27 protein-coding genes and 1 tRNA gene are annotated in these 25219 nt (G+C 49.4%); 18 read left to right on the plus strand and 10 right to left on the minus strand.

What is annotated here, in order from left to right; genetic code table 11:
* Positions 1–177: 177 nt before the first annotated feature.
* Positions 178–1035 carry an SDR family oxidoreductase gene (locus H6F86_RS09445; protein ID WP_190448342.1) on the minus strand — a complete coding sequence of 286 codons (858 nt, stop codon included), beginning with the start codon at positions 1033–1035 and terminating at the stop codon, positions 178–180.
* 528 nt (positions 1036–1563) lie between these two features.
* Positions 1564–1637: transfer RNA gene (locus H6F86_RS09450), tRNA-Pro, on the minus strand.
* Positions 1638–1963: 326 nt separating this feature from the next.
* On the opposite strand from H6F86_RS09450, the gene cruF reads away from it, so the two are divergent.
* The 5 genes from cruF (at position 1964) to H6F86_RS09475 (ending at position 6595) form a co-directional block, all read left to right on the plus strand.
* Positions 1964–2941 (plus strand): gamma-carotene 1'-hydroxylase CruF, encoded by a 978-nt coding sequence (gene cruF / locus H6F86_RS09455; protein ID WP_190448343.1) that lies wholly within the window; start codon positions 1964–1966, stop codon positions 2939–2941.
* On the plus strand, positions 2938–4116 hold the full coding sequence (cruG, locus tag H6F86_RS09460; RefSeq protein WP_347240108.1) for a 2'-O-glycosyltransferase CruG: 1179 nt from the start codon (positions 2938–2940) through the stop codon (positions 4114–4116). Before cruF ends, cruG begins: the two co-directional genes overlap by 4 nt.
* Positions 4117–4375: 259 nt before the next feature.
* Positions 4376–4774, plus strand: coding sequence for a photosystem I reaction center subunit IV (locus H6F86_RS09465; protein ID WP_190448344.1), 399 nt, complete (start codon positions 4376–4378; stop codon positions 4772–4774).
* 90 nt (positions 4775–4864) lie between these two features.
* Complete coding sequence (locus H6F86_RS09470; RefSeq protein WP_190448345.1) at positions 4865–5839, plus strand: DNA-formamidopyrimidine glycosylase; 975 nt, start codon at positions 4865–4867, stop codon at positions 5837–5839.
* A gap of 78 nt (positions 5840–5917) precedes the next feature.
* Complete coding sequence (locus H6F86_RS09475; protein WP_190448346.1) at positions 5918–6595, plus strand: tetratricopeptide repeat protein; 678 nt, start codon at positions 5918–5920, stop codon at positions 6593–6595.
* Between the two features lie 208 nt (positions 6596–6803).
* Here H6F86_RS09475 and H6F86_RS09480 read toward each other — a convergent pair whose 3' ends face one another.
* The 3 genes from H6F86_RS09480 to H6F86_RS09490 all read right to left on the minus strand — a co-directional run bounded on the left by H6F86_RS09480 (position 6804) and on the right by H6F86_RS09490 (position 10084).
* Complete coding sequence (locus H6F86_RS09480) at positions 6804–7043, minus strand: hypothetical protein (RefSeq protein ID WP_190448347.1); 240 nt, start codon at positions 7041–7043, stop codon at positions 6804–6806.
* A 366-nt stretch (positions 7044–7409) separates the two neighbouring features.
* Positions 7410–9296 (minus strand): CHASE2 domain-containing protein, encoded by a 1887-nt coding sequence (locus H6F86_RS09485; RefSeq protein ID WP_190448348.1) that lies wholly within the window; start codon positions 9294–9296, stop codon positions 7410–7412.
* A gap of 89 nt (positions 9297–9385) precedes the next feature.
* Positions 9386–10084 carry a response regulator transcription factor gene (locus tag H6F86_RS09490; protein WP_242033442.1) on the minus strand — a complete coding sequence of 233 codons (699 nt, stop codon included), beginning with the start codon at positions 10082–10084 and terminating at the stop codon, positions 9386–9388.
* 364 nt (positions 10085–10448) lie between these two features.
* On the opposite strand from H6F86_RS09490, the gene H6F86_RS09495 reads away from it, so the two are divergent.
* Together H6F86_RS09495 and H6F86_RS09500 are read left to right on the plus strand one after the other, a co-directional pair.
* The gene (locus tag H6F86_RS09495) at positions 10449–11039 is read left to right on the plus strand and encodes a LuxR family transcriptional regulator (protein WP_190448349.1); all 591 of its coding nucleotides are present in this window, start codon (positions 10449–10451) and stop codon (positions 11037–11039) included.
* An 85-nt stretch (positions 11040–11124) separates the two neighbouring features.
* Entirely contained in the window at positions 11125–11418 is a 294-nt protein-coding gene (locus tag H6F86_RS09500) for an NfeD family protein (protein ID WP_190448350.1), read from the plus strand.
* A 98-nt stretch (positions 11419–11516) separates the two neighbouring features.
* Here the strand turns inward: H6F86_RS09500 and H6F86_RS09505 are convergent, their stop codons facing one another.
* Complete coding sequence (locus H6F86_RS09505; protein WP_190448351.1) at positions 11517–11816, minus strand: hypothetical protein; 300 nt, start codon at positions 11814–11816, stop codon at positions 11517–11519.
* Between the two features lie 139 nt (positions 11817–11955).
* Between H6F86_RS09505 and trpS the strand changes: the two genes are divergently transcribed.
* Both trpS and H6F86_RS09515 read left to right on the plus strand, forming a co-directional pair.
* Positions 11956–12972: a tryptophan--tRNA ligase gene (gene trpS, locus H6F86_RS09510; protein WP_190448352.1), complete on the plus strand. Its 1017-nt coding sequence runs from the start codon at positions 11956–11958 to the stop codon at positions 12970–12972.
* Positions 12973–13046: 74 nt separating this feature from the next.
* Positions 13047–13973, plus strand: coding sequence for a methylenetetrahydrofolate reductase (locus H6F86_RS09515; protein ID WP_190448353.1), 927 nt, complete (start codon positions 13047–13049; stop codon positions 13971–13973).
* A gap of 149 nt (positions 13974–14122) precedes the next feature.
* On the opposite strand, the gene H6F86_RS09520 is transcribed toward H6F86_RS09515, so the two are convergent.
* On the minus strand, positions 14123–14644 hold the full coding sequence (locus tag H6F86_RS09520) for a DUF937 domain-containing protein (RefSeq protein ID WP_190448354.1): 522 nt from the start codon (positions 14642–14644) through the stop codon (positions 14123–14125).
* 313 nt (positions 14645–14957) lie between these two features.
* On the opposite strand from H6F86_RS09520, the gene H6F86_RS09525 reads away from it, so the two are divergent.
* Positions 14958–16583 carry a GTP-binding protein gene (locus H6F86_RS09525; RefSeq protein WP_190448355.1) on the plus strand — a complete coding sequence of 542 codons (1626 nt, stop codon included), beginning with the start codon at positions 14958–14960 and terminating at the stop codon, positions 16581–16583.
* Between the two features lie 18 nt (positions 16584–16601).
* On the opposite strand, the gene H6F86_RS09530 is transcribed toward H6F86_RS09525, so the two are convergent.
* A complete protein-coding gene (locus H6F86_RS09530; protein ID WP_190448356.1) occupies positions 16602–17540 on the minus strand; it encodes an endonuclease/exonuclease/phosphatase family protein in 939 nt (312 codons plus the stop codon).
* A 192-nt stretch (positions 17541–17732) separates the two neighbouring features.
* Here H6F86_RS09530 and H6F86_RS09535 point away from each other — a divergent pair, with 192 nt between their 5' ends.
* Positions 17733–18833, plus strand: a complete 1101-nt coding sequence (locus tag H6F86_RS09535) for an acyltransferase (RefSeq protein ID WP_190448357.1) — start codon at positions 17733–17735, stop codon at positions 18831–18833.
* Between the two features lie 60 nt (positions 18834–18893).
* Here H6F86_RS09535 and H6F86_RS09540 read toward each other — a convergent pair whose 3' ends face one another.
* Complete coding sequence (locus tag H6F86_RS09540) at positions 18894–19040, minus strand: hypothetical protein (protein ID WP_190448358.1); 147 nt, start codon at positions 19038–19040, stop codon at positions 18894–18896.
* Positions 19041–19536: 496 nt separating this feature from the next.
* Here H6F86_RS09540 and H6F86_RS09545 point away from each other — a divergent pair, with 496 nt between their 5' ends.
* Positions 19537–20517 carry an ABC transporter ATP-binding protein gene (locus H6F86_RS09545; RefSeq protein ID WP_190448359.1) on the plus strand — a complete coding sequence of 327 codons (981 nt, stop codon included), beginning with the start codon at positions 19537–19539 and terminating at the stop codon, positions 20515–20517.
* Positions 20518–20600: 83 nt separating this feature from the next.
* A complete protein-coding gene (locus H6F86_RS09550) occupies positions 20601–21023 on the plus strand; it encodes a fasciclin domain-containing protein (protein WP_190448360.1) in 423 nt (140 codons plus the stop codon).
* Between the two features lie 2 nt (positions 21024–21025).
* Here the strand turns inward: H6F86_RS09550 and mscL are convergent, their stop codons facing one another.
* Positions 21026–21457, minus strand: a complete 432-nt coding sequence (mscL, locus tag H6F86_RS09555; protein ID WP_190448361.1) for a large conductance mechanosensitive channel protein MscL — start codon at positions 21455–21457, stop codon at positions 21026–21028.
* Positions 21458–21741: 284 nt separating this feature from the next.
* Here mscL and def point away from each other — a divergent pair, with 284 nt between their 5' ends.
* The 5 genes from def (at position 21742) to H6F86_RS09580 (ending at position 24786) form a co-directional block, all read left to right on the plus strand.
* On the plus strand, positions 21742–22305 hold the full coding sequence (gene def / locus H6F86_RS09560; protein ID WP_190448362.1) for a peptide deformylase: 564 nt from the start codon (positions 21742–21744) through the stop codon (positions 22303–22305).
* A 116-nt stretch (positions 22306–22421) separates the two neighbouring features.
* The gene (locus H6F86_RS09565) at positions 22422–22622 is read left to right on the plus strand and encodes a hypothetical protein (protein WP_190448382.1); all 201 of its coding nucleotides are present in this window, start codon (positions 22422–22424) and stop codon (positions 22620–22622) included.
* Positions 22623–22742: 120 nt separating this feature from the next.
* Positions 22743–24158 carry a PrsW family glutamic-type intramembrane protease gene (locus tag H6F86_RS09570; protein WP_190448363.1) on the plus strand — a complete coding sequence of 472 codons (1416 nt, stop codon included), beginning with the start codon at positions 22743–22745 and terminating at the stop codon, positions 24156–24158.
* Positions 24159–24211: 53 nt separating this feature from the next.
* Positions 24212–24544, plus strand: a complete 333-nt coding sequence (locus H6F86_RS09575; protein WP_190448364.1) for a DUF6883 domain-containing protein — start codon at positions 24212–24214, stop codon at positions 24542–24544.
* A gap of 14 nt (positions 24545–24558) precedes the next feature.
* On the plus strand, positions 24559–24786 hold the full coding sequence (locus H6F86_RS09580; protein ID WP_242033444.1) for a DUF4926 domain-containing protein: 228 nt from the start codon (positions 24559–24561) through the stop codon (positions 24784–24786).
* Positions 24787–25219 lie beyond the last annotated feature (433 nt).

Below are 25219 nucleotides of genomic sequence, written 5' to 3' on the forward strand. Positions count from 1 at the left end.
TAAGCAGCTTTCCATCAAACCATGCGCCATGAACTACGAAGTTTCGAGCAGCCTCATGAAGGCAATCGAGAACACAGCGTAACCATGGCGATCGAAGTGACAAAAGTATCTATGGATAAGCATCACAGGATTAACGATCACCTGATGCACCCAATTGACTTCTCATCGTGTCAGCGCCTAAGCATTGACAACTTCACCCCCGTTGGGATGTAGGATTTGACCTGACATATAAGAGGAGTCATTCGCTGCTAAAAACACAAAGCTAGGCGCAACTTCTTCTGGCTGTCCGGCTCGTTGCATTGGCACTTGAGCACCAAAGCTTTCAACTTTATCTTCTGGAAAAGTTGATGGAATTAGCGGTGTCCAAATGGGTCCAGGAGCCACTCCATTGACACGAATGCCTTTCTTCACCAATGATTGCGATAGCGATCGGGTAAACGATACGATCGCTCCTTTGGTCGATGAATAGTCTAACAACTGAGGGTTACCTTTGTACGCTGTAACAGAGGTTGTATTGATAATGGCGCTACCTTCCTTCAACTGCGGCAGTGCAGCTTTGGTCAGAAAAAACATACCAAAAATATTAGTACGGAACGTGCGTTCTAGCTGTTCAGCCGTTATATCTTCGATGCTCTCTTGAGGATGTTGTTCAGCCGCATTGTTGACCAAAATATCAAGCTGCCCTAACTCACTTGTAGTTTGTTGCACCGCCTGCTGGCAAAACTCCTCACTACCCACATCACCCATCAGCAGAAGACACTTTTTGCCTTCGGCTTCTACCAGGCGTTTCGTTTCTTCAGCATCTTGCTGTTCGTTAAGGTAAACGATCGCCACATCCGCCCCTTCTCTCGCATACAGAATGGCAACAGAGCGACCAATGCCGCTATCGCCGCCTGTAATTAACGCAACCTTACCTTCAAGCTTGCCGCTCCCCCGATAGTAAGAGCCTTGTGCTTGAGGCTTTGGTGTCATTTCCGCTTCGCTACCGGGTGGGTTCTGCTGTTGCGCTGGTTGTAATTCTTGTGTTTGAGACATCGTTTTAATCCTTCCTTTCTATCGCTTGTAAAATGCTTTTTCTGAGTCTTACCGCCTTCATGGTGCAATCCTTTAAGCTTTGCAGCTAGGGTAATCGCTACCAGCAGTGGGAGATTTCACTTTAGGAAAAGCCGATCGTTAATTGCTCTTACTAATGGCAGAGTCAATCAGTCTGCCGACGGGGCAATCCGGGAGCAACAAAACTTGTAGCCTAAAACACTGCTCAAGGCATAAGCTCAGGCTTTAATTGGTAAGCCGTTAATAAGACTGTTTTGACAAGAAAAGTTGCTGTGTGAAGCCAAACTAGCTCAAGCCATCCAACAGCTTTGAGTCCATAATTAGGTCAATTTTCTCGATTACGCTCTATTTGTAATCAGATAGTTTGTTCGACGCTTTATTTAACGCAACGCTTACAACAGATTGTAGGGAGAGACTATTAAGACAAAATCCTCTATTGTTTTCTCAGGCTCTACACAACAGCATAGAAACGGAGGTAGTTCAAGGATTTATTTATACACCTAACGAAAATCGGGATGACTGGATTCGAACCAGCGGCCCCTTCGTCCCGAACGAAGTGCGCTACCAAGCTGCGCCACATCCCGCGAAAGCAAAAAGCTTTTACTGCTTTGCTCTAGTTTAGGATATCATATCTGCTCAGCGCGAACGTGAACCATTAGCGGCATTGGCGATCGATGATCTCAATGTCTCTAGCTAACGCACTACCCAAATCTGGGGGATTATGGGGGGACGTGGTTTTAAGACTGATTAGGCTACTAGTTACCAGGTACCTGGTCATCTTCTTACTTGCTACTCTTGCTTTTTTTTACTAATCTCATCGAAAAAGTGATCGCAGTCTGCACTATTTACATAAACATTTGTAAACTTATAGCTAGCGGTTTTTCAGTACCCTGTGTTTTGAGGAGTCTCCATGAGACAGCTGGTTGCGATCGAGCGTTTTTGCCTGACGGGTCATATTCTATCGTTGGTGTTTGGGCTGGCAGGGCTGTTGTTGGTTTTGCCAAACCCTGAGTTTATTGCTACTTTGCCTGCTTTTGGTCAAGGTCTCTTTGGCTGGAGCATGGCAGGGGGTGGCGTTGTCTATATTCTTTTAGGAGCGGTGACAGTCGCTCTGTATGCGTCGCGCACCTTGGGATGGCGTGCCTGTTTACTATTTATGCTGCCGTCGATGGGGCTATCGCTAAGCAGCGAGTTGCTAGGCACCAGCACAGGTTTTCCGTTTGGACACTATGGCTATCTCAATGGCTTAGGCTACAAGATTGCTGGGTTAGTACCATTTACGATTCCCCTTTCCTGGTTCTACGTCGGTTTATCTACCTATCTGCTGGCATGGGTTGGGCTAGAGGCGATCGGTTTCAAAGGTTGGGTGAAGCAAGTGGGTGCAATCGCCCTTGGCTCTCTGCTTCTCACCGCCTGGGACTTCGTGCTTGATCCTGCTATGAGCCAGACAGCGTATCCCTTTTGGGAGTTCCGTGATCCGGGTCAGTTTTTTGGGATGCCGTACCGCAACTTGACGGGTTGGCTGGGCACAGGGGCACTGTTTATGTCTGTTGGAGCGTTCTTTTGGCGCAATACGACAATCGCCCTTACGCGCGCTCAATTAACGGTGCCGCTTGTCATTTATCTGGTGAATTTTGCTTTTGGAGCCGTTATCACGCTCAACCAGTTGGATATACGGTTTTGGATTCCCACTGCGATCGGTGCTCTGTTGGGCGTGTTCCCTGCGATCGGGCTTTGGTGGATAGCTAAACCTGCTGCCGCGCCCGAGCCAACAATCCTCATTATCCCATCCGATGCGACTGCCCGCAGTGAGACAAGCAAGGCAACCGCTTCACAGAGTGATGTATCAACAGTGCCGATCGCGGTTGTATCAAAATCATCCTCGTGATCAGAGACGCATTATTGCTAGTGCTGCTGCTAGCGCAACTACCAGCCACAGCCCTTTTGCTATCCCGTTTGCTGCGCGGTCCTAGTCGCTATCCGCCTTTGCAGCCTAAGACACCAACGCCAGAGCAGTTAGGCGCAGTGAGCGTCGTTGTGCCAACGTTAAATGAGGCAGAGCGTCTTACGCCCTGTCTTGATGGACTAAGTCGTCAAAGCTACGAGGTGCGGGAGATTCTGGTTGTAGACAGTTACTCCACTGACCGCACTCCAGAGCTGGTAAAGACAGCCCAGGAAGCTGATCCACGCTTTCGTCTCCTAAATGATGATCCACTGCCCAAGGATTGGGTGGGTCGTCCGTGGGCGCTGCATCACGGCTTTTTGTCGAGCGCCGAGAAGAGTGATTGGGTATTGGGCATTGATGCAGACACGCAGCCTCAGCCGGGATTGGTCGCTAGCCTACTTGAAACCGCACAACGTGAGGGCTACGACCTGATCTCGTTGGCACCACAGTTTCTCCTGAAGTATCCAGGTGAATTGCTGCTGCACCCGGCGCTACTGCTGACGCTGGTCTATCGCTTTGGTCCGGCTGGCGAAACAGGAAATCGTCCTGATCGCGTGATGGCAAATGGGCAATGCTTTTTTTGCCGTCGATCGCAGCTTGCTCAGGTGGGTGGCTACACGGTTGCCCGTCGTTCCTTTTGTGATGATGTGACGCTGGCACGCGCGATCGCGGCTCAGGGTGCTAAGGTCGCTTTTTTGGATGGCGCAAACCTGCTGAAAGTGCGGATGTATGAAGGTGCCGCCGAAACCTGGCGCGAATGGGGACGATCGCTCGACCTCAAAGATGCCGCTTCGCCTGGTCAAGTTTGGGGCGATTGGTTGCTGCTGCTGGCAGTACAAGGACTCCCGATCCCGATCGTGCTGCTGCTGCTACGTGACGTAATCAGCGGTGGCAGTGCACCTGTGGTGCTAGCGGCGTTTAGCTTGAATGTATTGCTGGTACTTATCCGTGTGGGGTTGACGTTTGCAATCTCGCCTTCCTGCGATCTCACCCACGCTAGTTCCGCCTGGCTCTTCTGGCTGTCACCCCTCGCTGACCCAATTGCCGTTCTGCGGCTCTTTCTATCTTCCTTGCAAACGCCGACCCAGTGGAGAGGGCGAAGCTATGAGAAGGGGTAAGGAAGGAGCCGTTTTGAGTTTTGCTTTCGACCTAAGCTCGTTTCGGCTACGCTGAACGTCGAAGCCAAGCCGAAGGGCGCTTCGAGTTATTTAAGCCTTCAGCCTTTACCAGCTCCCTCCCTTGCCTTCTCACCCTCCAAATATTTCAGATTGTTTCAACCACTGATGCTCACGCTGAATGTGCCTTCGGTTCGTAGTAGAGTTAAGGGCAATAAAGCTGTATGAGTTGAAGCTTAACAATCAAGAGGGAAAAACACTCATGGTTCAGCGCGGTTCTAAAGTCAAAATTCTTCGTAAAGAGTCTTACTGGTTCCAGGACTATGGAACAGTTGCATCGATCGATCAGAGCGGCATCAAATACTCCGTGATTGTGCGGTTTGATAAAGTTAATTACGCGGGCGTGAACACCAACAACTTTGCTGCCAATGAAGTAGTTGAAGTAGCACCGCCATCGAAGAAAACAGGTAAAGCAAAAACGACCGGCGGACAAACCCCGATCGACGCTTCCATCCGTAAAACAAGTAGCGATGGTGAGGTCGGCAGACCTGGCGTTTCACCAGACGGCTCAGCCGTCAACAAGCCTACGACCAAGGCAGAAACGCCTGGCGGCAATACCGTTGTCGAAGGCGATCCTAACCAAGGGACAGAAGCCCGTTAGGGATCGCTAACTCTGGACTTAAGGCTGTAGACGTTAGACTAAAGTTCAATGTCCAGCGCTGCACATCTTTAGTTTAGGGTTTCGTGTTCTGTGCCTGAATTGCCTGAAGTAGAAACAGTTCGGCGGGGGTTAAACGATGTAACCCTGCACCAAACAATTCAGGGTGGGGATGTGTTGCTCGATCGCACCATTGCCCACCCTTTTTCAGTGCCAGACTTTTTAACAGCGTTGAAAGGAACTGCGATCGTGCAGTGGCATCGACGCGGTAAGTATTTATTGGCTGAATTAGAGCCGTCAGCCGTCAGCCGTCAGCCGTCAGCCGTCAGCCGATCTGAAATTTCTGCACTACCGTATCGCCCGATCGCTGCCTCTCCCTCTGCTACCTATTCAACCTCCCACTCCCCACTTCCCACTCCCCATTCCCCCTCTAGCTGGCTCGGTGTCCACCTTCGCATGACAGGGCAGCTCCTCTGGGTAGACCAAACTGAACCGCTGGAAAAACATACTAGAGTTCGATTATTTTTTGGAGGTGGGAAAGAATTACGCTTTGTGGATCAGCGCACATTTGGGCAAATGTGGTGGGTGCCGCCAGAGAACGAACCAGAACAGATCATCACAGGCTTGCAACAGCTAGGACCCGAACCGTTTTCAGAAGAGTTTTCGGTTCCCTATTTTACTCAGAAACTCCAGCGCCGCCGTCCCATCAAAAATGCGCTGCTGGATCAGTCGATCGTTGCTGGCATTGGTAATATCTACGCGGATGAAGCGCTCTTTCTCAGCGGCGTTCATCCCCAAACGCTTTGCATTGATCTTCAGCCATCGCAAATTGAGCGACTACGATCGCACATTATTCAAGTCCTTGAAGCAAGCATTGAGGCAAAAGGCACCACGTTTCGCACGTTTCGTAGTGTGGCAGGAGTCAACGGTAACTATGGCGGTTCTGCTTGGGTGTATGGGCGGGATGGCGATGTTTGCCGCAATTGTACAACCGAAATCGAGCGTCTTAGAATGGCAGGACGATCGGCGCACTTTTGCCCAACGTGTCAGAGTCTGAAGAAAGGCTAAAAGATGAAGGATAAAGTATAAAAGCTTGAGTTTTGAGTGGAAGCCTATGGCTGACTGCTAACTGCTGAGGAATGAGGGATGAAAGGATTAGTAGTTGCAGGGGTATTGGTGAGCGCTAGTCTGCTACTAGGTACTCCTGTATCGGCAACAACGGCAGAAACATATCGGCAGCAAGGCTTGAGCTATCGGGAGCAAGAACGCTACCCAGAGGCGATCGCTGCTTTTGAGCAAGCAGTTGCCCTTGAACCAGCGAATCTTTCTGGCAAGGTTTTACTGGGCTGGACGCAACATAAGGCAAAGCAGAATGCTGCTGCTGCCAAAACGCTCTTGCAAGCCTTGCAGCTAAACCCTTTCAATGTGCAGACCCTGAATGCGCTAGGCATTGTTTACCTTGTGGAGGGACGCTTGACGGCAGCGATCGCCGCTCACGCTTGGGCAGCGACACTGCAACCCACAAACGAAATTCCGTCCTATAATCTCAGTCTTGCCTTTGAGCGAGTTAGACAATACAACTTCGCGATCGCCACTGCCAAAACAGCCGCCCGTTTAGAACCCACGAATCCGCATCCTTTTGTAGCGCTGGCGATCGCACATTGGGGCAATGGTGAGAACGCTCAGGCGCAACAGGCATATCGTCAAGCACTCAGCGTTGATCCACGCTACAGCGATGCTGCCTTCCTCAACTATTTGGATGAAGCAGGTTTTAGCCAGGATCAGATTGAGCGATCGAAACTAGTGCTTCAAACCGTGCACTAGGCAGCCTAACGGTGAGTTGTTGAGTTGCTCGTGAACAACGAATGAAGGTAGCAGAACAAGCTAAGCGTCGGAGCGATCGCTAAAAGCTTGATATCTACACAAAAAATGCAGATAAAGCAGCGATTGTAGAGCATCTATCAAACTTTTCCTGACGCAAAAAGCGCACTGTGCGTGAACACAATGCGCTGTTGTTTGAAAGCTCCGTAAACTAATGTCCGAGCGAGAAATCGCTTTGCGGTACGCTGACGAAACTCTGTGGAGTTCCGGTAAACGATGTAGGTGGTCTACGGGGCGGTGGATCACGCGGAGGCGTGTAAGACGGTAAAACCACTGTCGTCAACACTAGTAAGGAACAGAGAGCCTGTCCACCTTGAAGCAGTGGTAAGGCTGGAGGAAGCAAGCCTCTGAATCCAGAGGCTTTAATAACGTGTAATGGGTTTCGTGTCATGGTTCTGAAGGCGATGTACGTACATGATTTATGGGTTGGTAGATTACCTCGCCTCAAACATGCACTCTCAAAAAAGGGGTGAGAATGCAAACCTGGAACAATTGTGCTCAAACCTGGCTAAGAGACCGCTCTGAGACGATTTCAGGAATCCAGGTAAAACTTTTGCAAGTGCTTGCTGGAACTGTCTTGGTAGATGTCCCCACGTGCACCACTGAAGGCAGAGACGGTCAGCCAAGTGTGTGAAACGGTCCAGGCAACTATAGGCGTAAGGGAAATGCGCCCTATACCTAGAGCTTAGGTCAGTTTTTTTGCATCAGGCTTGCAGAAAAGTGCCAACTTGATGACCGTATTGAGTACCAAACGTGCTTACTGAAACCAGAGTTTAGTGAGAGGAAAAGCAAGCTCGCAAAGGGTTCCTTGAGGGGAGGAGGTTTCGCGCTTAAACTTTCCGCCCAACCTGAAAGCAAGCTTACGAGCATGTTTTGTACCTTCGCCAGGAGCAGCTGTAGCGATGCCCTTGCCGTTATCAAAGACTCGCAAGCAGTACCATTTTTGACTCTGTGTACCTGTGACATCGAGGTGGGTTGCGTCTTCAGCGTGTTTGCCTACATTGCACAAGGCTTCTTCGATGAAACGGCACAAGTCTCGCTTTTGATCGATCGTCAACGGTCGTTTTTCTAGCGGTTCAAAGTAGCAAGATGTTTTGAGGGTGGCAAACTGGGAGAAATCCGATCGCTCTAGAGTGTTGGTGTAGACCTCATAGAGGAGTTCATGCAGGGGAAGTTTGAGGTCGAGCTTGAGTCCACTTCTAAGGTGCAGGCTCTCCTCTTGCGTCAAGGCTTCTTGCTTGAGATGCTCACCTACCCCCCGAATTTCAGCATTGAGATTCTCCAGCGTTAAAAACAGTTGCTCTTGTGGCAGCTTGTTGTCGCGCCCTTGTCTAAGCAGACTGGCTAACGTTTGTAGTGGACCATTGTGAAGGGTGTTAAAGGTTTGCTCGATCGTGCGTTGGCGTTCATCCAGCCGGGTTTTGAGTGTTTTCTCATGCTCATAGACGTAGCTGTAGACGGCGGGGAGAACTACACTTAGATTGAGGACAATTAAGGCTGGCAGCACTGGCAACCATAAACCTTGCAGCAGTAGAAGAGCATAGCTTCCCCCGACCAGGAGTAGATTAGCGATGCCAGCAGCAAAAAGAGTGCGTATCAGCCCGCGAGTTCGACGATCGATATAAACGCCAAGAACCCCCCAGCCTAAGATCCAGCCATATTCCCAGCCCTCTGTCCAGGTCGTCAAGAGCAGGCGTTTATCCAACACGGCGCTGATAATTTGGCTAACGGTGTGTGCCTGAATATCGAGCGAATTGGTTGGAGCGATTGCCGCTGTTGGGATGATGGGTCGAATTTTGGGGTCTGTAATGCCGACGATGACGATGCGATCGCGCAACCAGTTTGGGTCAACCTTGCCTGCTCTGATTTCGTTTGAAGAAAGCACGCGAAACGGCTGGTGATGCTGTCGAAAATTGAGCAAAATCTGCGGGCTACCTGTTTTTACCCCAGCATATGCCCCTGAGGGCTTCAAGCGAGGCAGTTCAGTCGAGCCAAACCGCATGGCTTCCTTGTCACGCAGCCCATTTTTAAGGGTAAGACTCTTGTCTTGAGCGCTTAAATAGGCTTCAACTAAGCGGATCGTGAGAGAAAGCTTGTAGACTTCAGCATTAAGCGGATCGAATGTGCCAAGAATAGTACGTCTTACATGGCTATCCTCACGGTTATCCCCGTCAAGAATCAGGTCTATCAAACCAATCTTGTTGGCAGGAAACCCTGGCGGTAGTGGAATTTGGTCGGTAGTTGATAAAACTGTCTCAGAGATAATCAGATTTTGGCGCTGTTTCAAGGTGGCAAAGAGTGTGGCGTTGTCCAACTTCGCAATTTGGTTTTGAAGAATGTGCAGACCAATGACTGTCGGCTTGTAAGTTTGCAGTCTGTTCAACAGGTCTACCAGATCACGCTCTGGAATGGGATAGCCTGTCTGTTGAATGGCAGTAGCGTCGATGCCAACTAACACAATGCGATCGTCTTTCGATTCAGTCGGACGATGACGCAAAAACGTATCTAGCGTCAGCAATTCCAAACTTTGCAGAGAGCCTGTGAGCCGAGCCGCTATCACTAGCCCAATGACAACCATACCTGGCAGTGCCCAGCGCCAAAGTAAAGCGGTTGCTTTCAGGCTATTCCAGAGGTTGCGCTGCATCGTCTTCGACTCCAGGTTGTGAAAGCTATGGAGACTTACGTGTCACGTTTTTAAGCGCTAACAACTAACAACTAACAACGGACAACCAATTAGTCAATCAGTCCTTCTTCCCTGGCACGGATTTCGGTTTGAATGCGGATATTTTTGCCGTCTTGCTTGTCTTCATCGGGGTAGACTTCTAGCACATCTTGGATCTTTGTCCAGTAGTGCCGCACTGTGCGTTCAGAAACTTGCATGCGTTTGGCGATCGACCGATCTTGCAACCCTTCATGAAACGCAAGCTTGAGTACGGTGATCCAGTCAGGTTTCACCTCTAGCGTACGTCCCCGTCGAATATCTTTGGTGTGAGTAATGCCTTTGAGTGCCCAATCTACTCGCGTCAGCATTTCGCGGCTGGAAAGGCTTTTATCAGCGACGGTAAAGCCAGCCTTATGGCGATCGATTTCGGGTCTGATGCGTACCAACGCTCTGACGTGCGTACTTTGAACGGTCAAATTGAGCGTGGGGTAGTTTTGCATCAAGGTTTTCAGCAATTGCACGCCCGACTCAGCCTGGGCTGCACTGCCGCTTGCTTCGGGTAAGGAAAGGTCTAGCACAATCAGGTCAGGCATCTGTAACTTTACCTGGCTCAACGTACTCGCGACAGTTTGAGCCGTCAGAATTTCTGCGTGTGGGTATTGTTGCTTAAGTAGATCGATCGTGCCACCCAGAACGATTTCGTGATCATCAACCACTAAAAGACGAAGCTTGGCTGGTTCTGAGGGGTTTTGGCTCATTGCCGACAACATAAAACGGAAAGAGCGATTGTATAAAGATACCTTCAACTTTGCCGAAAACTACAGAGAAAGGCAAGCAGTTTGCATGAAGCTGCTTACAGAAAACTGCAAGGCTTGCCAACATTCTCGGCAATGAACTTGGCAGAGAGGGCTAATGTAACGCAACAAGCATTTTCATACAATCTGAGTTAATTCACCCAAACTTCAAATAATCCGGGAAAAAACGGTTGTCTTGGTGAGAAACCTGGACGTGATGTTTGGATGAAGCTTCGGTTAGTCATATTCACGTAAATTGCTCTGAATCACTGAAGCACAACTACAGACCCAGTCATCAGCTTGAAAGCAGCTTTGTACCCTTCTCTAGCCCCGGAGAACTATGCTAAGTCAACTAGAACAAACGAAATCATTCGCTCAAGACAGCACCCTGCTAAAAGGTGTACTTGAAGGTATTACTGATGGCATTTTAATTTTGTCAGATCGCGGCGAGTGGATCTATCACAACTACTACGCTCATTGCATTTGTCAACAGCTTAACCAGCACAACAATCAGGATCATGCAGGTGTGCCCACGGTGCCCGAAGCAATTTGGCAGACCTGTAAGGCATTGATTGAAAGCCGTGAGTTGTATGCTGATCAGCCGATTGTCATGGAGTCAGAGATTGCTTCCACTCGATCGCACACTTATCGGATTCGGGTCCGGTGGCTGACCTTAGATGACCTCAAACGCCCATATTTGGCGGTTTTACTAGAAGATCGGCAGCAGTCTTTGCAAAACCGGGCACTGGCTGAAGCCGTTTTGTACGATCTGTCACCACGACAAACAGAGGTCTGGCTTTTACGTCGTGCGGGATTCACATATCAACAGATTGCGCTCGAGCTTTACATCACCCTCAATACGGTCAAACGACATCTCAAAGATATTCGAGCAAAACAGAGCCTATCGATTGATCTAGAACGTCAAGCGTAAGCCTAAACCGCTGCGTTTACTTTCTACCTGTTCGACGTTAGCAGCACTAGTACACTGCAAGTCTTTAGCCTCAGGAGAAACCACGATGTTAGCGTTTAATTCCATCAAGGCTTTTAATTCATTCCTCTTTAACGAGCCAATAGAGCAGGCTGCAACATCCTTCCTTAGCGAAGCAGACCCCAACTATCGGGGACGGGCGATCGTCTCCGAAATTATTGCACCACATAAGCGGGGACGAGTGAAGTTTCAAGGTTCATGGTGGCTCGCGCAGTGTGAACAAGATGTGACGCTTGCTGTTGGTGAGGTTGTACAAGTCATTGGACGGCAAAACATTACACTGCTCGTCAAACCAACTTCGCTATCAGCAGCATCGTACTAGGAAAGTTTAGACATCAGTGGTTAGCCGTCAGCTATCAACTTTTCGCTGACCGCTAACCGCTGATTGCTAATCACATACCCTTTCTACTAAGCCGCCCATTACTGCTCTTGCATCAAGCGCAGGTAGTTTTGCTGCAGTCGAATATTGTCTTGCGTCAGGCGATCGCCCATTTCTTTCTCAGCATCGCTGATCTGCTCCCAAAAGGCAGTAGAGCGTCGTGCGGTCAATAGCTCCTGCCAGAGTGCGTCGATCACTTCTGCGGCAACAGCGTCTACGGCTAGATCGCTGAGTAGCTGTGCCATGTTTTGGCAAGCTGCTTCTTGCTGGGTCGGATTCCGTGCCAGTGAGAAACAGTCTTTCAGTTGAGCAAGCTGATTCTGAGTCAGAGAGTGGGTCATAATCAAACCAATGCCGTTTTGTTTGAGACCTGGAGCGCTTAGGCTCAGGGGTTTACATTTCTTAACCGTAGCTTCACTTACGGTACAATCAGCCTCACACTGACACGTCTACTTTTGGTTGGATTCTATTTTAGGGACTATGGCGAAGCAGCGAATTCTTTCGGGAGTGCAACCAACTGGCAATCTCCATCTAGGCAACTACCTGGGTGCCATTCGTAATTGGGTGGAGGGGCAACACCAGTACGATAATTTCTTTTGTGTGGTTGATTTGCACGCCATCACTGTGCCGCACAACCCCGCTACATTGGCGCAAGACACGTACACGATCGCGGCGCTCTATCTTGCCTGTGGCATTGACCTCAGCAACTCAACGATCTTTGTCCAGTCCCACATTTCAGCGCATAGCGAACTTGCCTGGTTGCTCAATTGCATTACCCCGCTCAATTGGCTCACGGATATGATCCAGTTCAAAGAAAAAGCCGTCAAACAGGGCGAAAATGTTGGCGTAGGGCTGTTGGATTATCCCGTTTTGATGGCAGCAGACATTTTGCTCTATGACGCGGATAAAGTGCCTGTCGGCGAAGACCAAAAGCAGCATTTGGAATTAACCCGCGATTTGGTCGATTCGTTTAATCACAAGTTTGCCAAGCCCAACCAGCCCGTCCTCAAGAAACCCGATCCGCTTATTCGAGCAGAAGGTGCGCGGGTCATGAGCCTAACCGATGGCACTAAGAAAATGTCCAAATCCGATCCATCAGAACTCAGCCGTATTAACCTGCTTGATCCACCAGATGTGATTCAGAACAAAATCAAGCGCTGCAAAACTGATCCGGTGCGCGGTCTGGTCTTTGATGACCCCGATCGCCCCGAATGCCATAATCTCCTGACGCTCTATATGTTGCTGTCTGGTCAGACGAAAGCAGCCGTTGCAGCCGAATGTCAGGATATGGGTTGGGGGCAATTCAAGCCATTGCTGACCGAAACCGCGATCACCCATCTCCAACCCATCCAGGCAAAATATCAGGAAATTATGGCTGATCCGGGCTATCTAGATTCGGTCTTACGTGATGGTCAGGAGAAGGCAGGGGCGATCGCCAATGCCACATTGCTGCGTGTTAAAGATGCTCTTGGCTACTCACGTCTTCCTGTAGTGTGAGGAGGGTGAAGCACCCTGGAGACCTATACTAATTTGTACGAGCGCGAGCTTTTGCGGCTCTTTTTTTGATTTGTATGTCTGATAACGCCACAAACACGACACGATCCCTAGCATCGACCTTCCGCGCTGCTGCTCAACAGGGCGACTTCCTTATTACGGCAGAAGTAATGCCGCCCAAGGGTGGCAATCCCGCTCATATGCTTGAGATGGCGCGATCGCTCAAGGGTCGGGTGCATGCGGTAAACATCACCGACGGTAGCCGAGCGGTATTGCGGATGTCGTCGTTGGCAGCGTCCGTACTTTTGGCGCAGGAAGGCATTGAGCCGATTTGTCAGATGGCGTGTCGCGATCGCAATGCCATTGGCTTACAAGGAGACCTCATGGGTGCCCAAGCGCTTGGCATTCGCAACATTCTGGCGTTGACGGGAGACCCCATTAAGGCAGGCGACCATCCCCAAGCCAAAGCTGTGTTTGAGCTAGAGTCGGTTCGCTTGCTGCAACTGATTCACAAGCTGAATGCTGGGTGTGATTTCAATGACAAACTGTTAACGGATGGCGCAACCGAGTTCTTTGTTGGAGCAGCGATCGACCCTCAATGTGGTAGTTGGTCAGGGTTGCAGCGTCGGTTTGAGCGTAAACTAGCAGCCGGGGCAGAGTTTTTTCAAAGCCAGCTAATTTCAGACTTCGATCGGCTTGAGAAATTTATGACCCAGCTTGCAGTCGGCTGCAACAAGCCTGTCCTAGCAGGCATTTTCTTGCTCAAGTCAGCGAAAAACGCACAGTTCATTAACCGTTGCGTGCCAGGTGTGCAAATCCCTGATCACATCATCGATCGCCTAGAACGTGCCGCCGATCCGCTTCAGGAAGGCGTACTGATTGCAGCCGAACAAGTAAAGCAAGCTCGTCAGCTCTGTCAGGGGGTTCACGTGATGGCGGTCAAGCGCGAAGATTTGATTCCACAGATTCTTGACCTGGCAGGCGTTACACCGCTACAGAATTAGTGATCAGCAGTCAGCTTTCAGCGATTAGCTCTAATTTTGCCACTGCTTAGTTCGAGCGCTTGTGGACAGGCAACGTCTCCTACATAAGAGACACTAGCCTTTCGGCTGACTGCTGATAGCTGATAGCTGATAGCTGATAGCTGACTAACCTAACGATTAAAGAACTGACCCGCCATATTCAGAGCGTCGCCTAGATCAACGCTCCCATCATTATTTTTGTCTAGAAAGGCACTCAAGACAGGATTGCCTGCCTGTGGGTTTTCGGTATGTGCGCCACCCTGGAGAAACTTTAGCGCGAGAGGTACCAGGGTCGGTAGAATAGCTTGAATCGTTTGTGGCGGAAGCCCTGTCCGTTGAATCAAATCTTGTACGACTTGCTGCTGCATGACAGGTCCCAGTACAGCGTTTACCGCTTGGGGATTTGGCCCTGTGCCGCTGTATTGATTAACCATTGCCTGTGCTTGTCCCGCTCCTCCAGTAGCCTGCTGCTGTTGTAGCGCCGATTGCACGTAGCCACCGACAACGGACACGAGCGTCTGCGTTGTGCCTGCATCAATGCCATTGCTGTTGCTCATTTGCTGGACAGTATTGAGAATGGAGCCAAGCTGACTTGGGTTTGCTTGCTGACTTGGGTTGCTGACTGCGCTTAAGACTGCATCGAAAAGTCCCATAAGATTCCTCATTCCAACATTTTTGACCACCACTCAAGCTACCAGAGCATAAACCGTCTGGCATCTCTCGGTTAGGGTAGCTGTCTCATGAGTCGATCGCGACTGACTTAATGATCTTTTAGGGCAGTAGACTGTTAAGGCTATAGCAGCCGAAGAGAACGTTAGGACAGACATAAACTTTGAAACTTCCTTTGAAGAAGTGCTTCTCTTCATCCCTCATTCTTTTGCTATAGCTGGCTTTAAGGGTAGGCGAGCACCTCTCCAAAAAAAATCGGGGAACTAGAATGAAAGGCAGATGCACCACAAATAATTCATGCGCCTTTCGCGTCTCCTCACGCTCATTGCTGGACTCGCCCTTATTTTAGGGCTGGTTATCTGGCTGATTGATGCACTCACTCGGCTTTCCTGGCAGCTTTATGCCTACCCGCTGCTGTCTCAGCTCTTGCTGGTGCTCATCATGACGCTACTGGCAGTTTTGATTGGAGCCTTGATCTATTATCTCTTTGTGCTGCCGCGTGCCTCAAAGCGTCGTCAGCAAGCACGACGGCAGCCCCGTGTGCCTGCCGAGAAAACGGAGGCGGCTGAAGAAACACTAAAAGCAGTGCGACAGCAGGTGAGCCAGATTCAAGATGAGGTAGCGCGGCAAGAACTGTTGCTGCGATCGCGCGAAATTGAGCAAAACCTGGCGCGGGGCAACCTGCAAATTGTCGTTTTTGGCACTGGGTCAGCCGGTAAAACATCGTTGGTGAATGCCTTGATTGGGCGTATGGCAGGCAAAGTTGGTGCGGCAATGGGCACTACTGAAGTGGGCGAAACCTATTCGCTGAAGCTGAAAGGCTTGCTGCGAGAGATTTTGCTGATTGATACACCAGGGATCTTAGAAGCAGGCGTAGCAGGGACAGAACGTGAACAACTGGCACGGCAGTTAGCGACCGAAGCCGATTTGCTGCTATTTGTACTGGATAATGACTTGCGACAGTCGGAATACGATCCGCTGCAAACCTTGGCAGAGATTGGCAAGCGATCGCTCGTTATCCTCAACAAGTCTGACTTGTATCGAGAGGAGGATCTCGGCTTGATCTTGGCACGCTTGCAGGCACGTGTGCGTGGTTTGGTTGCGCCTGCTGATGTCATTGCAACGGCTGCTAATCCTGCCGCGATCGTGGTGGATGGTGAAACGCTTCAGCCTGACCCAGACATCATGCCGCTGATCCGTCGGATGGTGGCTGTGTTGCGGGCTGAAGGTGAGGATCTGATTGCCGACAATATCCTGCTGCAATCTCAACGGCTTGGGGAAAAAGCTCGCTATCTCATTGATGCTCAACGCCGACGACAAGCAGAGAAGATTGTCGATCGCTTCCAGTGGATTAGCGCCGGGGTCATTGCTGTGACACCTTTGCCTGTAGTGGATTTGCTGGCAACGGCTGCTATCAACGCTCAGATGGTTGTGGAAATCGGGCGTGTCTACGGCTGCGATATCAACATGGAACGAGGACGCGAACTGGCGCTTTCCCTAGGCAAAACACTTGTCAGTTTAGGTATCGTCAAGGGTGCTATGACGTTAGTGGCAACAGCCCTAGAATTTAGCCTGGGCGGGATGCTGGCTGGTCGGGCAATTCAAGGCGTGAGCGCTGCTTACCTGACACGCATTGCAGGCAAAAGCTTTATCGAATACTTTCGTCATAACCAGGAATGGGGAGACGGTGGCATGACTGAAGTGGTGCAACGTCAGTTTCAGCTCAACCGCAAAGATGAATTTATGCGTGCCTTTGTACAACAGGCGATTACGCGCGTGATCAAGCCGCTTAACCTCGATCGCGACTCGTCTGACACTCAAGCCCCAGTCTTGCTAACCGAAGTTAGGCTACCGCTTGAACTGAAAGCCGAACTGCTGAAAGCCGAACTCGACTCAGAGTTAGATGATTGGCATCGATCGTAAGAGACACTACCCAACGTTTTATGGCATTGCTATATCGACAATGAGCGGTAGGTGATCAGACCCGACCTTGCGCCCGAGCTGCGTTTTCAGCACTACAAGCTCCGGACTCACCAGGCAATGGTCGATCGGAATCGCTAGCCACGGTAGCCAGCTACGAGGCGACCAACTCGGCAGAATGCCAAAGCCAGCGCGGCTGTTTTGCAAGCCACTGGCTGCTTCCAATCGCTTGTAGTAAGGCGACCACATAGTGATGTTTAAATCACCGATCACTATAACAGGTGCTGTTTGCGATCGCACATAGGGCACGATCGCAGCCAACAGTTGATTGCGCCACCGGAACAGTTCTTGCCGAATCGGTGGGGGTGGGTGAGCCGTCAGCAACGACAGCGTTTGCCCACCCTTACTCACCTGCGTAGCAAGACTGGCGTATTCACGTTGCCCCAAGAACTGTACCGACGGTTGTTGCAGTGGTAACGCACTATAGATCACATTGCCAAAGCCCGCGCTCCTCGGTTCGGCATAGGTGTAAGGCAGCACATCCCGAATTGTCTCTAGCGCTTCCAACCAGCGCGCGTTGACTTCCTGAAACACTGCAAGATCTGGCTTAACCTCTCTCACCAACGCAGTCACGCTATCATAGTCGCGATTACGCACCAGTACATTTGAGTGGAGCACGCGCAACGTGACTGCCGATGATGGAGCAATGATTGACGGTGGCACATACCACGGCACCACTTCAACCCCATTAAGGACAATGCAGAATACGCTCAAGCCGATTAGCCAGCGTTGCCAACGACACGATCGCCAAAGCCAAAAGAATCCCAAGCAAACGATGGAAAGTGCAAGATACTGGCATTTGAAGTGGGTGGTTAAATCTAACAACCAATGATATGAACCTAAAGGAACGAATAATGGCAGCAGTGACACTAACAATAGCAATAGTGTTGCTCCTGCCATGAGCAAGTTACCTGAATACGATAGTCCTTTCAGTACCATCTATAGGCATCCAATTGATTTTTGATTAGCTAGTTGAAGATGTTTAACTTTCACAATCTAAGAAGTTAGTGCTAATCAGATTAGTATTTTGTGAAAAGACTAGCAAATTTTTTCAATTACTGCATCTCCACTATCCATAAAGCATTTTCAATTATGCAGTTTGATTCTAAACACAACAGTATTGGTTTTTTGCGCCTATTCTTAGCACTTGCTGTCATTTATGCTCATGCAGGCGTTCTTGGTGGCTTTGGGTACGATTTTATTTATCATTTCAGCAATCAGGTCGCTAGCGTTGGTTCAATTGCAGTCGATAGTTTTTTCAGCCTTAGCGGCTACCTCATCGCTGCTAGCTATCTGCGACTCCAGTCCTTGCCGCTTTTTCTATGGCATAGAGTTTTGCGCATATTTCCGGCCTACTGGGTTTGCTTAATTGTTGTTGGAATTGGAACACCTCTGCTCTTTGGTGCTCCCCCAGATTTAGGCTACATCCAACATAACTTTTTAATACCTCTGCTTGATGTCTTTCAAGCAATCGTTGGGTTTATTCTTCCCTTACTGTCTGGCAGCTTTTTCAATGCTCAAACAGTGACAGCAAGCATCCCTTTCATGCAAATCCAGCATAATATTCAAGACTTGTTTCCAAATAACCCCCATCCAAATACAGTGAATGCTTCGTTATGGACTTTACAGCATGAGTTCAGAGCCTACGTTGCTATCGGGATGCTAGGTTGGCTGGGTCTGCTAAGAAAAAACGTTATTTTAGGTTTATTAACCTTTATTTGGATCGCTTATGTTGCTTTTTATCGAAAAGGTGATTTAGCCATTTCACCAATTAGATTTTCTGCTTTTTTCCTCATGGGGGCAGCATTCTATTTTTGGGAACCACCTTTAAAGCATTCATTAGCTTTCGCTTCATTGATTGTTAGCATTGCGGGTCTAGCCAGCGGTGAATCCTATATCATTGTGGCACCGTTGACAACAACATACTTGATGTTGTGGTTGGCAGCAGCATTGCCATTCGCAGACTTTGGTAAGGGAAAAGATTATAGTTATGGACTGTACATTTATGCCTTTCCTATACAACAGATCCTATCTGCTTATCACTTGAATCAATGGGGTTTTCTAGTTTACTTTTTACTTTCTGTTTGCTGCACGATTATACCTGCTGCCCTATCCTGGCATTTAGTTGAAAGTACAGCTCTTCACTGGAAGCATAAATTTTCCAAGAAAAAACTACCTAGTGAGTTCGCCTAGGAATAGTGCTTTGAGTTGGTTTTCATTTCATAAGCCTACGAGCCAATTTTGATCACTACGCTACCTTAAAGCTTGCATAATCCAGCCCATTGGTGCAGGCACCATTTCACCACGCATATCCAGCAGTTGCACCACGACTAAATACGCAATGCTAAGTGCCACTGCGATCGCCCCAGTTACAATTGCTACAAGTTTGGAACGATCCATCCTGTTTCCTCTTCGCTCTCAGTACTTAAGTTAGTGTGTGCCTTCATGCACAATCTAGGGCTAGGGTTGAGTTCCTATCAGCTTTGCCCGTCTCGATCGTCTTGACGACTAGCTTATCAGTTTGTTCAAAGCCTGTCGTGAGTCGCCTACCATAAGGGATTAAACTCAGGTTGAAACAATCTTGCTTTCAGCATGGTGATTGACTATTGATAATGAGGTGTCACTACGCAACGCTCTACCAATCTCAAATGTATAAACAAAGTTTAAGCGTTTGGGCAGAATCTTGGCACATGCTCCTGCCGCGATCGGATAATCAGCAACAGAAGCAAGGGGCAGTCAAGTTAAAGGATAGTAGTAGGCTCTAGACCAATGTGCTCTTCCCACGCTTCCCCTTAAAGTTCTTCCTACGCCTCGGCACGCCCAGAATAGCGTATTGGTTTTTCCAAAACGGCTCCTAGAATCTTTTGATCAGCAAATCTGCCAGACCCTTATCAACATGGCTACCGTTCCCGACCCTACCAGCGACGTTTTTACCATTGACCGCTCCACCGTTGTGGAAACCCACGAACTTAGAAAAACCTATCGCGCTGGGTTTTGGCTAAACCAAAAAATTGTTTCCCTTAAAGGTTGCACCCTTAACGTGTTGCAGGGCGAAACGTTTGGGCTTTTGGGACCTAACGGTGCGGGCAAAACAACGCTCCTGAAAACACTCTTGGGGATTGTGCGTCCCAGTGGGGGCGGGGGACGCCTGCTAGGGGTACCACTGGGCGATCGTGCCATTAAGCAACGCATTGGTTATTTGCCCGAAAACCCCTACTTCTACGACTACTTGACTGGATGGGAAACGCTTCAGTTCACCGCTGGGCTGTTCCAGATTCCGCGATCGATACAGAAACAGCGCATTCCCCAACTGCTAGATCTGGTTGGGCTATCGCTGTCTGCTGCCCGCAAGAAGCAGCTTCGGCAGTATTCCAAAGGGATGCTGCAACGCATTGGCATGGCGCAGGCACTGATTAATGACCCAGAACTGGTGTTTTTCGACGAACCCATGTCTGGGCTAGACCCAATGGGGCGCTATCAAATTCGCGAAATTATTCTCTCGCTTAAAGATCAGGGCAAAACGATTTTCTTTAACAGCCATGTGCTGTCCGATGTGGAACTAATTTGCGATCGTATTGCTATTCTGGCTAATGGTGAGTTGATTTGCAGTGGTTCCCTACAGGAATTACTGGGCACTACAGAAACCTACACAATCAAAGGTCGGGGTGGCAGTCTGGATGTCATCAAAAAACGTATGCTGAACCTGGATTTTCGGGATGGCTACTGGCAAGGGCAACTCAACGGTGATCCCTACGATTTTCTTGCCAGTCTAAGCTTGATGGGTGCCCAAATTGTTTCGGTCGATCTAGCACGCCCCTCCCTGGAAGAATTTTTTATGCAGCAGCTTAACGATCGCGGTATCCGTACGAGTGGCTAGCGTCAGGTATCTCTTGTGGCGGATGTTGCCTGACGCTTTACCTTTTATCTGTAGGTAGTACAGTCGTCGAAAGGGAACAACGCATGGCAAACCTGGTGGAAACAGCCGCTCAGGCAGGTAATTTCAAAACGCTACTGGCAGCCGTTGAAGCAGCGGAACTAGGTGATCTGCTTACCAGTGAAGGACCGATCACTGTACTCGCTCCAACAGATGAAGCTTTTGCAAAACTGCCTGATGGAGCATTAGATGAGCTATTGCAGGATCACCCCAAGCTCAAGCGAGTGGTAATGTATCATCTGCTATCAGGCGATGTGCGATCAGACGACCTGGCACAGATCGACGAAGCGCCGACAGAAGAGGGATCAATTGTAGCGATCGAACACAGCAACGGCAGCACCCAAATCAACGATGCCACAGTGGTAAAAATGGATATCCTGGCTGCTAACGGCGTGATTCACGTCATTGATGCCGTTCTAATGCCTACTATGCTGGGTGGTCACTTGTAACGTTACAGGTTGCGTGTTTCTAGCGCTCTAGAGAGTCGATCGAGCGCAGCGGCTGTACGCTCTTGGGTAACGATCGCTGCATCAAGTACAGGAGCCTCTTCTGCGATCGCTTCCTGACGAGTTAGTCTGTTTTTTGCCTTCTCAAACGCACGGATGATGAGGAAAATGACAAAGGCAATCACCAGGAAGTTGATCACGGTCGCCAGAAAAACACCGTATTTGATGCCGTTTGCTGACAGTTTACTAATGTCATCTGCGCCGACGGCTGTCAACGCCGGTTGTAAAAGCGCTGGTGTGATGATATCACTTACCAACGAATCTACAATCTTGCCAAACGCACTACCAATGATCACAGCCACTGCTAGATCAATGACATTGCCTCGAAACACAAATTTGCGAAAATCAACCCAAAAACCACTGTTTGCTCGTGTCATGACTCTTCTGTCTTCTCCACTAAATTGTGGAGCTAGCGTTGATTGGTGCATTGTAAGCTTAAGCAGCTGCCCAGCAAAATAATGCTGGCTCCAGTAGGTGGAAGGCGGCAGGCAAAGGGCAAGGGGCAGAAGGCGAAAGGCACAAGGCAAAAGGTGGCTAGGAGCTAAAGCTGAAAGCTGAAAGCTAAAAGTCAAAAGCTGATAGTCTGCCGTCAGAATTAGCTACTATAGAATTAAGGCGGAATCATTCCGACATCAGACATTCGCTGCGAGTATTTAGAGTCATGACTGCCGAGGTTTTGGTCGAGAAAAAGAAATTAGCAAAGCCACCGCTAGAGATTTATCGTCTAGGCGATCGTGTTTTGCGCCAGCCCGCTAAGCGCATTGCTAAAGTTGATGCTGAGATTAAACAGCTCATTCGTGAAATGCTGCAAACGATGTACAGCGCTGATGGTATTGGGCTAGCGGCACCGCAAACGGCTGTAAACAAGCAGCTCATTGTCATCGACTGCGATCCAGAAGAAGCCGCCACGCCACCCTTGGTTTTGATTAACCCGGTTGTAAAGCAGGCAAGCCGCGACCTATCGGTGACTCAAGAAGGGTGCCTCAGTATCCCGGGGGTTTACATGGATGTGAAACGACCGGCTGCGATCGAAGTTTCCTACAAAGACGAACACGGTCGCCCGCAAAAGCTGGATGCTACAGGACTACTAGCCTGCTGCATCCAGCATGAGATTGATCATCTCAACGGTGTTCTCTTCGTTGATCGAGTAGAGAATGCACTGTTGCTAAACGAAGCGTTGGCTAAACACGGCTTTTCAGCACAGGCAGTTAAGTCCATTGCCTAGCCACCCTGCTTGTTGATGCGGTGTTGTTGCAACTTCAACTTACCTGTCAATTAACATGTCCTTCGGCTTTAATGTGAGTCGAAAGCAGCCTGCAAAATTCAAAAACGTGAGATTAAATTAGCGTGACTCCAAAGAGTGGTGTGTTTCTGGGCGGTTCGTGCATCACTGCGATCGCTGCCGTTGGTTCGGTCTTCGAGCTGTCATCGGGGCTGCCGCAGTTAGGCTATGGGCTGACCAGTGTAATTCTAGCGATCAGCGTGCCGTTAGCGATCGTGTTTTTCCTTGCGGCTGTGAAGGATACACGAGCAAACCAGTAAGCCACTAGACAGAAGGTAGGGTGTAGGGTGTAGGGTGTAAAGAATAGGAAACGCAACTACCACTGCTCGGTACTTTTTATTGCCTGAGACCCCTTACAAGCTGGCTAGAATTCCCCGACAATGACGGGAACGGATCGCTACACAACATTTTTGCGGCTGTTACCGACTGGTGACAATGCTGGAGAACAAGCCCGCTATCCACTCTCAACAACGGAGAGTGTTGTACTTGGGCGTGATCCACACTGTAACGTGGTTCTCGATCCGCTTGTGCATCGTGCAGTATCGCGGCGGCACGCAGAGGTGAAACCCATTTTGGGGTTCGAGTCACCTGCTGGCAACTGCTTTTGGCAGCTTTGCGACCTTGCCAGCGCAAACGGCACTTTTTTGAATGGAGAGCGGCTGAAGGATTGTCAGGTACTGCAACCGGGCGATCGCATTATTCTGGGGCAGGGTGGTCCTACATTTGTCTTTGAATGCCAGCCAAAGGTTAACCCTGCTCAACCCGTAACGCCTGTCCCAGCATCAAGTAACCCACCAACGGCAACGCGACGAAAGCGAACCGCTGCTTCCACCCCACGGTTGTCAGCAACCAGCCCGCCGCCCCGCCGCCGTGAACCAGATGCTATTAGCCTGACGCAGCTCTTCCCCATCCTTTCTACAGGGCGGCAGCTAACCCACAAAGCCTATCTGCTGCCGGGCGGCATTACTGTCGGCTTTGTCGTGCTCATGTTTGCGGCTGTTGGCAATCCGCTAGTTTTCAACTTGCTGTTGGCGGCTTACCTAGCTGGTGCAGCGTATTACTTCGTCTATGAACTGTGCGGCAAGCGTAAGCCGTGGTGGATTCTCGCAGGCGCAGCTTTAGTCACGCTGTTATTGCTGGTTAGTCCTGCGTTGACGCTGTTTGTCTTTGTTTTTCGGCAGGTGTTACCCGGCGAGTTGCCCACAGGTGATACTCCAGTTGCCTTCCCAATACTGCTTATCAAGATGTTTTTTGGCGCCGGACTGATGGAGGAGCTGTTGAAGGCAGTGCCAGTCTTTGCGGCATATTTTCTAGGTACACAGTTGCGATCGCCCTACCGAGAGCGTATCGGCGTTTGGGAACCGCTGGATGGCATTTTGCTGGGTAGTGCATCAGCCGTTGGCTTCACATTACTAGAAACGATGGCACAGTACCTACCTGAAGTGTACAAAGCCACGTTGTCGTCTGGCGAAGGTGCGGCTCAACTTGCTAGCTTGCAACTGTTGATTCCACGTGTTCTGGGTTCGGTAGCAGGGCACATGGCGTACAGCGGTTATTTTGGTTATTTCATTGGGTTAAGCGTGCTGCGATCGCGCCGTCGCTGGCTTATTCTGGGCATTGGCTACCTTTCCGCTTCTGGTCTGCACGCCCTCTGGAATACAGTTGGCAGCATTAGTCCCGTTTTTCTAGCATTGGTTGGTCTGCTCTCTTACGCCTTTCTTGCTGCTGCTATTCTCAAAGCGCGCGAACTGTCACCCACGCGATCGCAAAACTTCGCTACGCGCTTCTACAAATAGTTTTAGACAGGTGGTTTTAAGTTTCACCCAACACCATACGTATTTATGAAGCTGTGAAGTTGCCCAATCCTGATCAAGCCGTTGTCGATATGCAAAAGCTGTCTGATTATTGCCTGAACCCAAAACATTCAGATGGGCGACATAAAGCTTACGTTTTTCAATCAGCGTTAGGCATTGGGTTAGAACAGGCAATCGAGTTACGAAATGCTTTGTTACAAGCAGTTAAAAACTATGACGCTGTTTCAGGCAAATCTAACCAACATGGACAAAAATACGTCATTGATTTTCCTATGTCTCGTTTTGAAAAGCTGGCAGTCGTTCGGAGCGCCTGGATTGTGCGCTATGACGAGAATTTTCCTCGGTTAGTGACTTGCTATATTTTATAGAGGGGACTAAGAAAATGAATTCGCAGATGAAATTGTTGGATGTAATCGCGTTGGTTGAAGACTTGCCAGATCTAGGGCTGTATCGTGGGCAAGTTGGAACAATTGTTGAAGTGTATGAACCTGAAGTTTTTGAGGTTGAGTTCAGTGACATGCAAGGACAAACGTATGCGCTGGAAACATTAAGGCGTGACCAGTTGATGGCACTCTATCATCAACCGATCTCAGAACCCGCACGGCTCTAAAACGGTTGAGTCAAAATTTATTTCAGGCTTCCAAGCGTTCCAACTGACGAAACTCTTGAAACCCCATTTTGTGCACAGGTTAGATGTTGCCCCGCATATCAGAAAAGTAATTGCGTCATGCAATAAAATTTGGCTCCATCGCTAACGTGATCGCAAAACTTTGCCACCCGCTTCTAGAAGTAGTTTTATGAGCCAAATGAAGCTCTATATCCAGTTCGCAAACGATCTGTCTGACCAATGGCAAAGGCTTTTCGACATAAAGCTAAAGCCTGATGGAGAACAATACTCAAACCCCGTAGGCTTAGAAACTGTTTGTAAATGTATGTGAAGTAGAAGACAACTACGGTCACAAAGGCGCGATACCAGAAGAGTGACATCTACATGGCTTGAGGATATGAGTCAGCCTTACTACGACAGTGACCTGACCGATGAG

The organism is Phormidium sp. FACHB-592, from assembly GCF_014695795.1.
Taxonomy (GTDB): domain Bacteria; phylum Cyanobacteriota; class Cyanobacteriia; order Leptolyngbyales; family Leptolyngbyaceae; genus Stenomitos.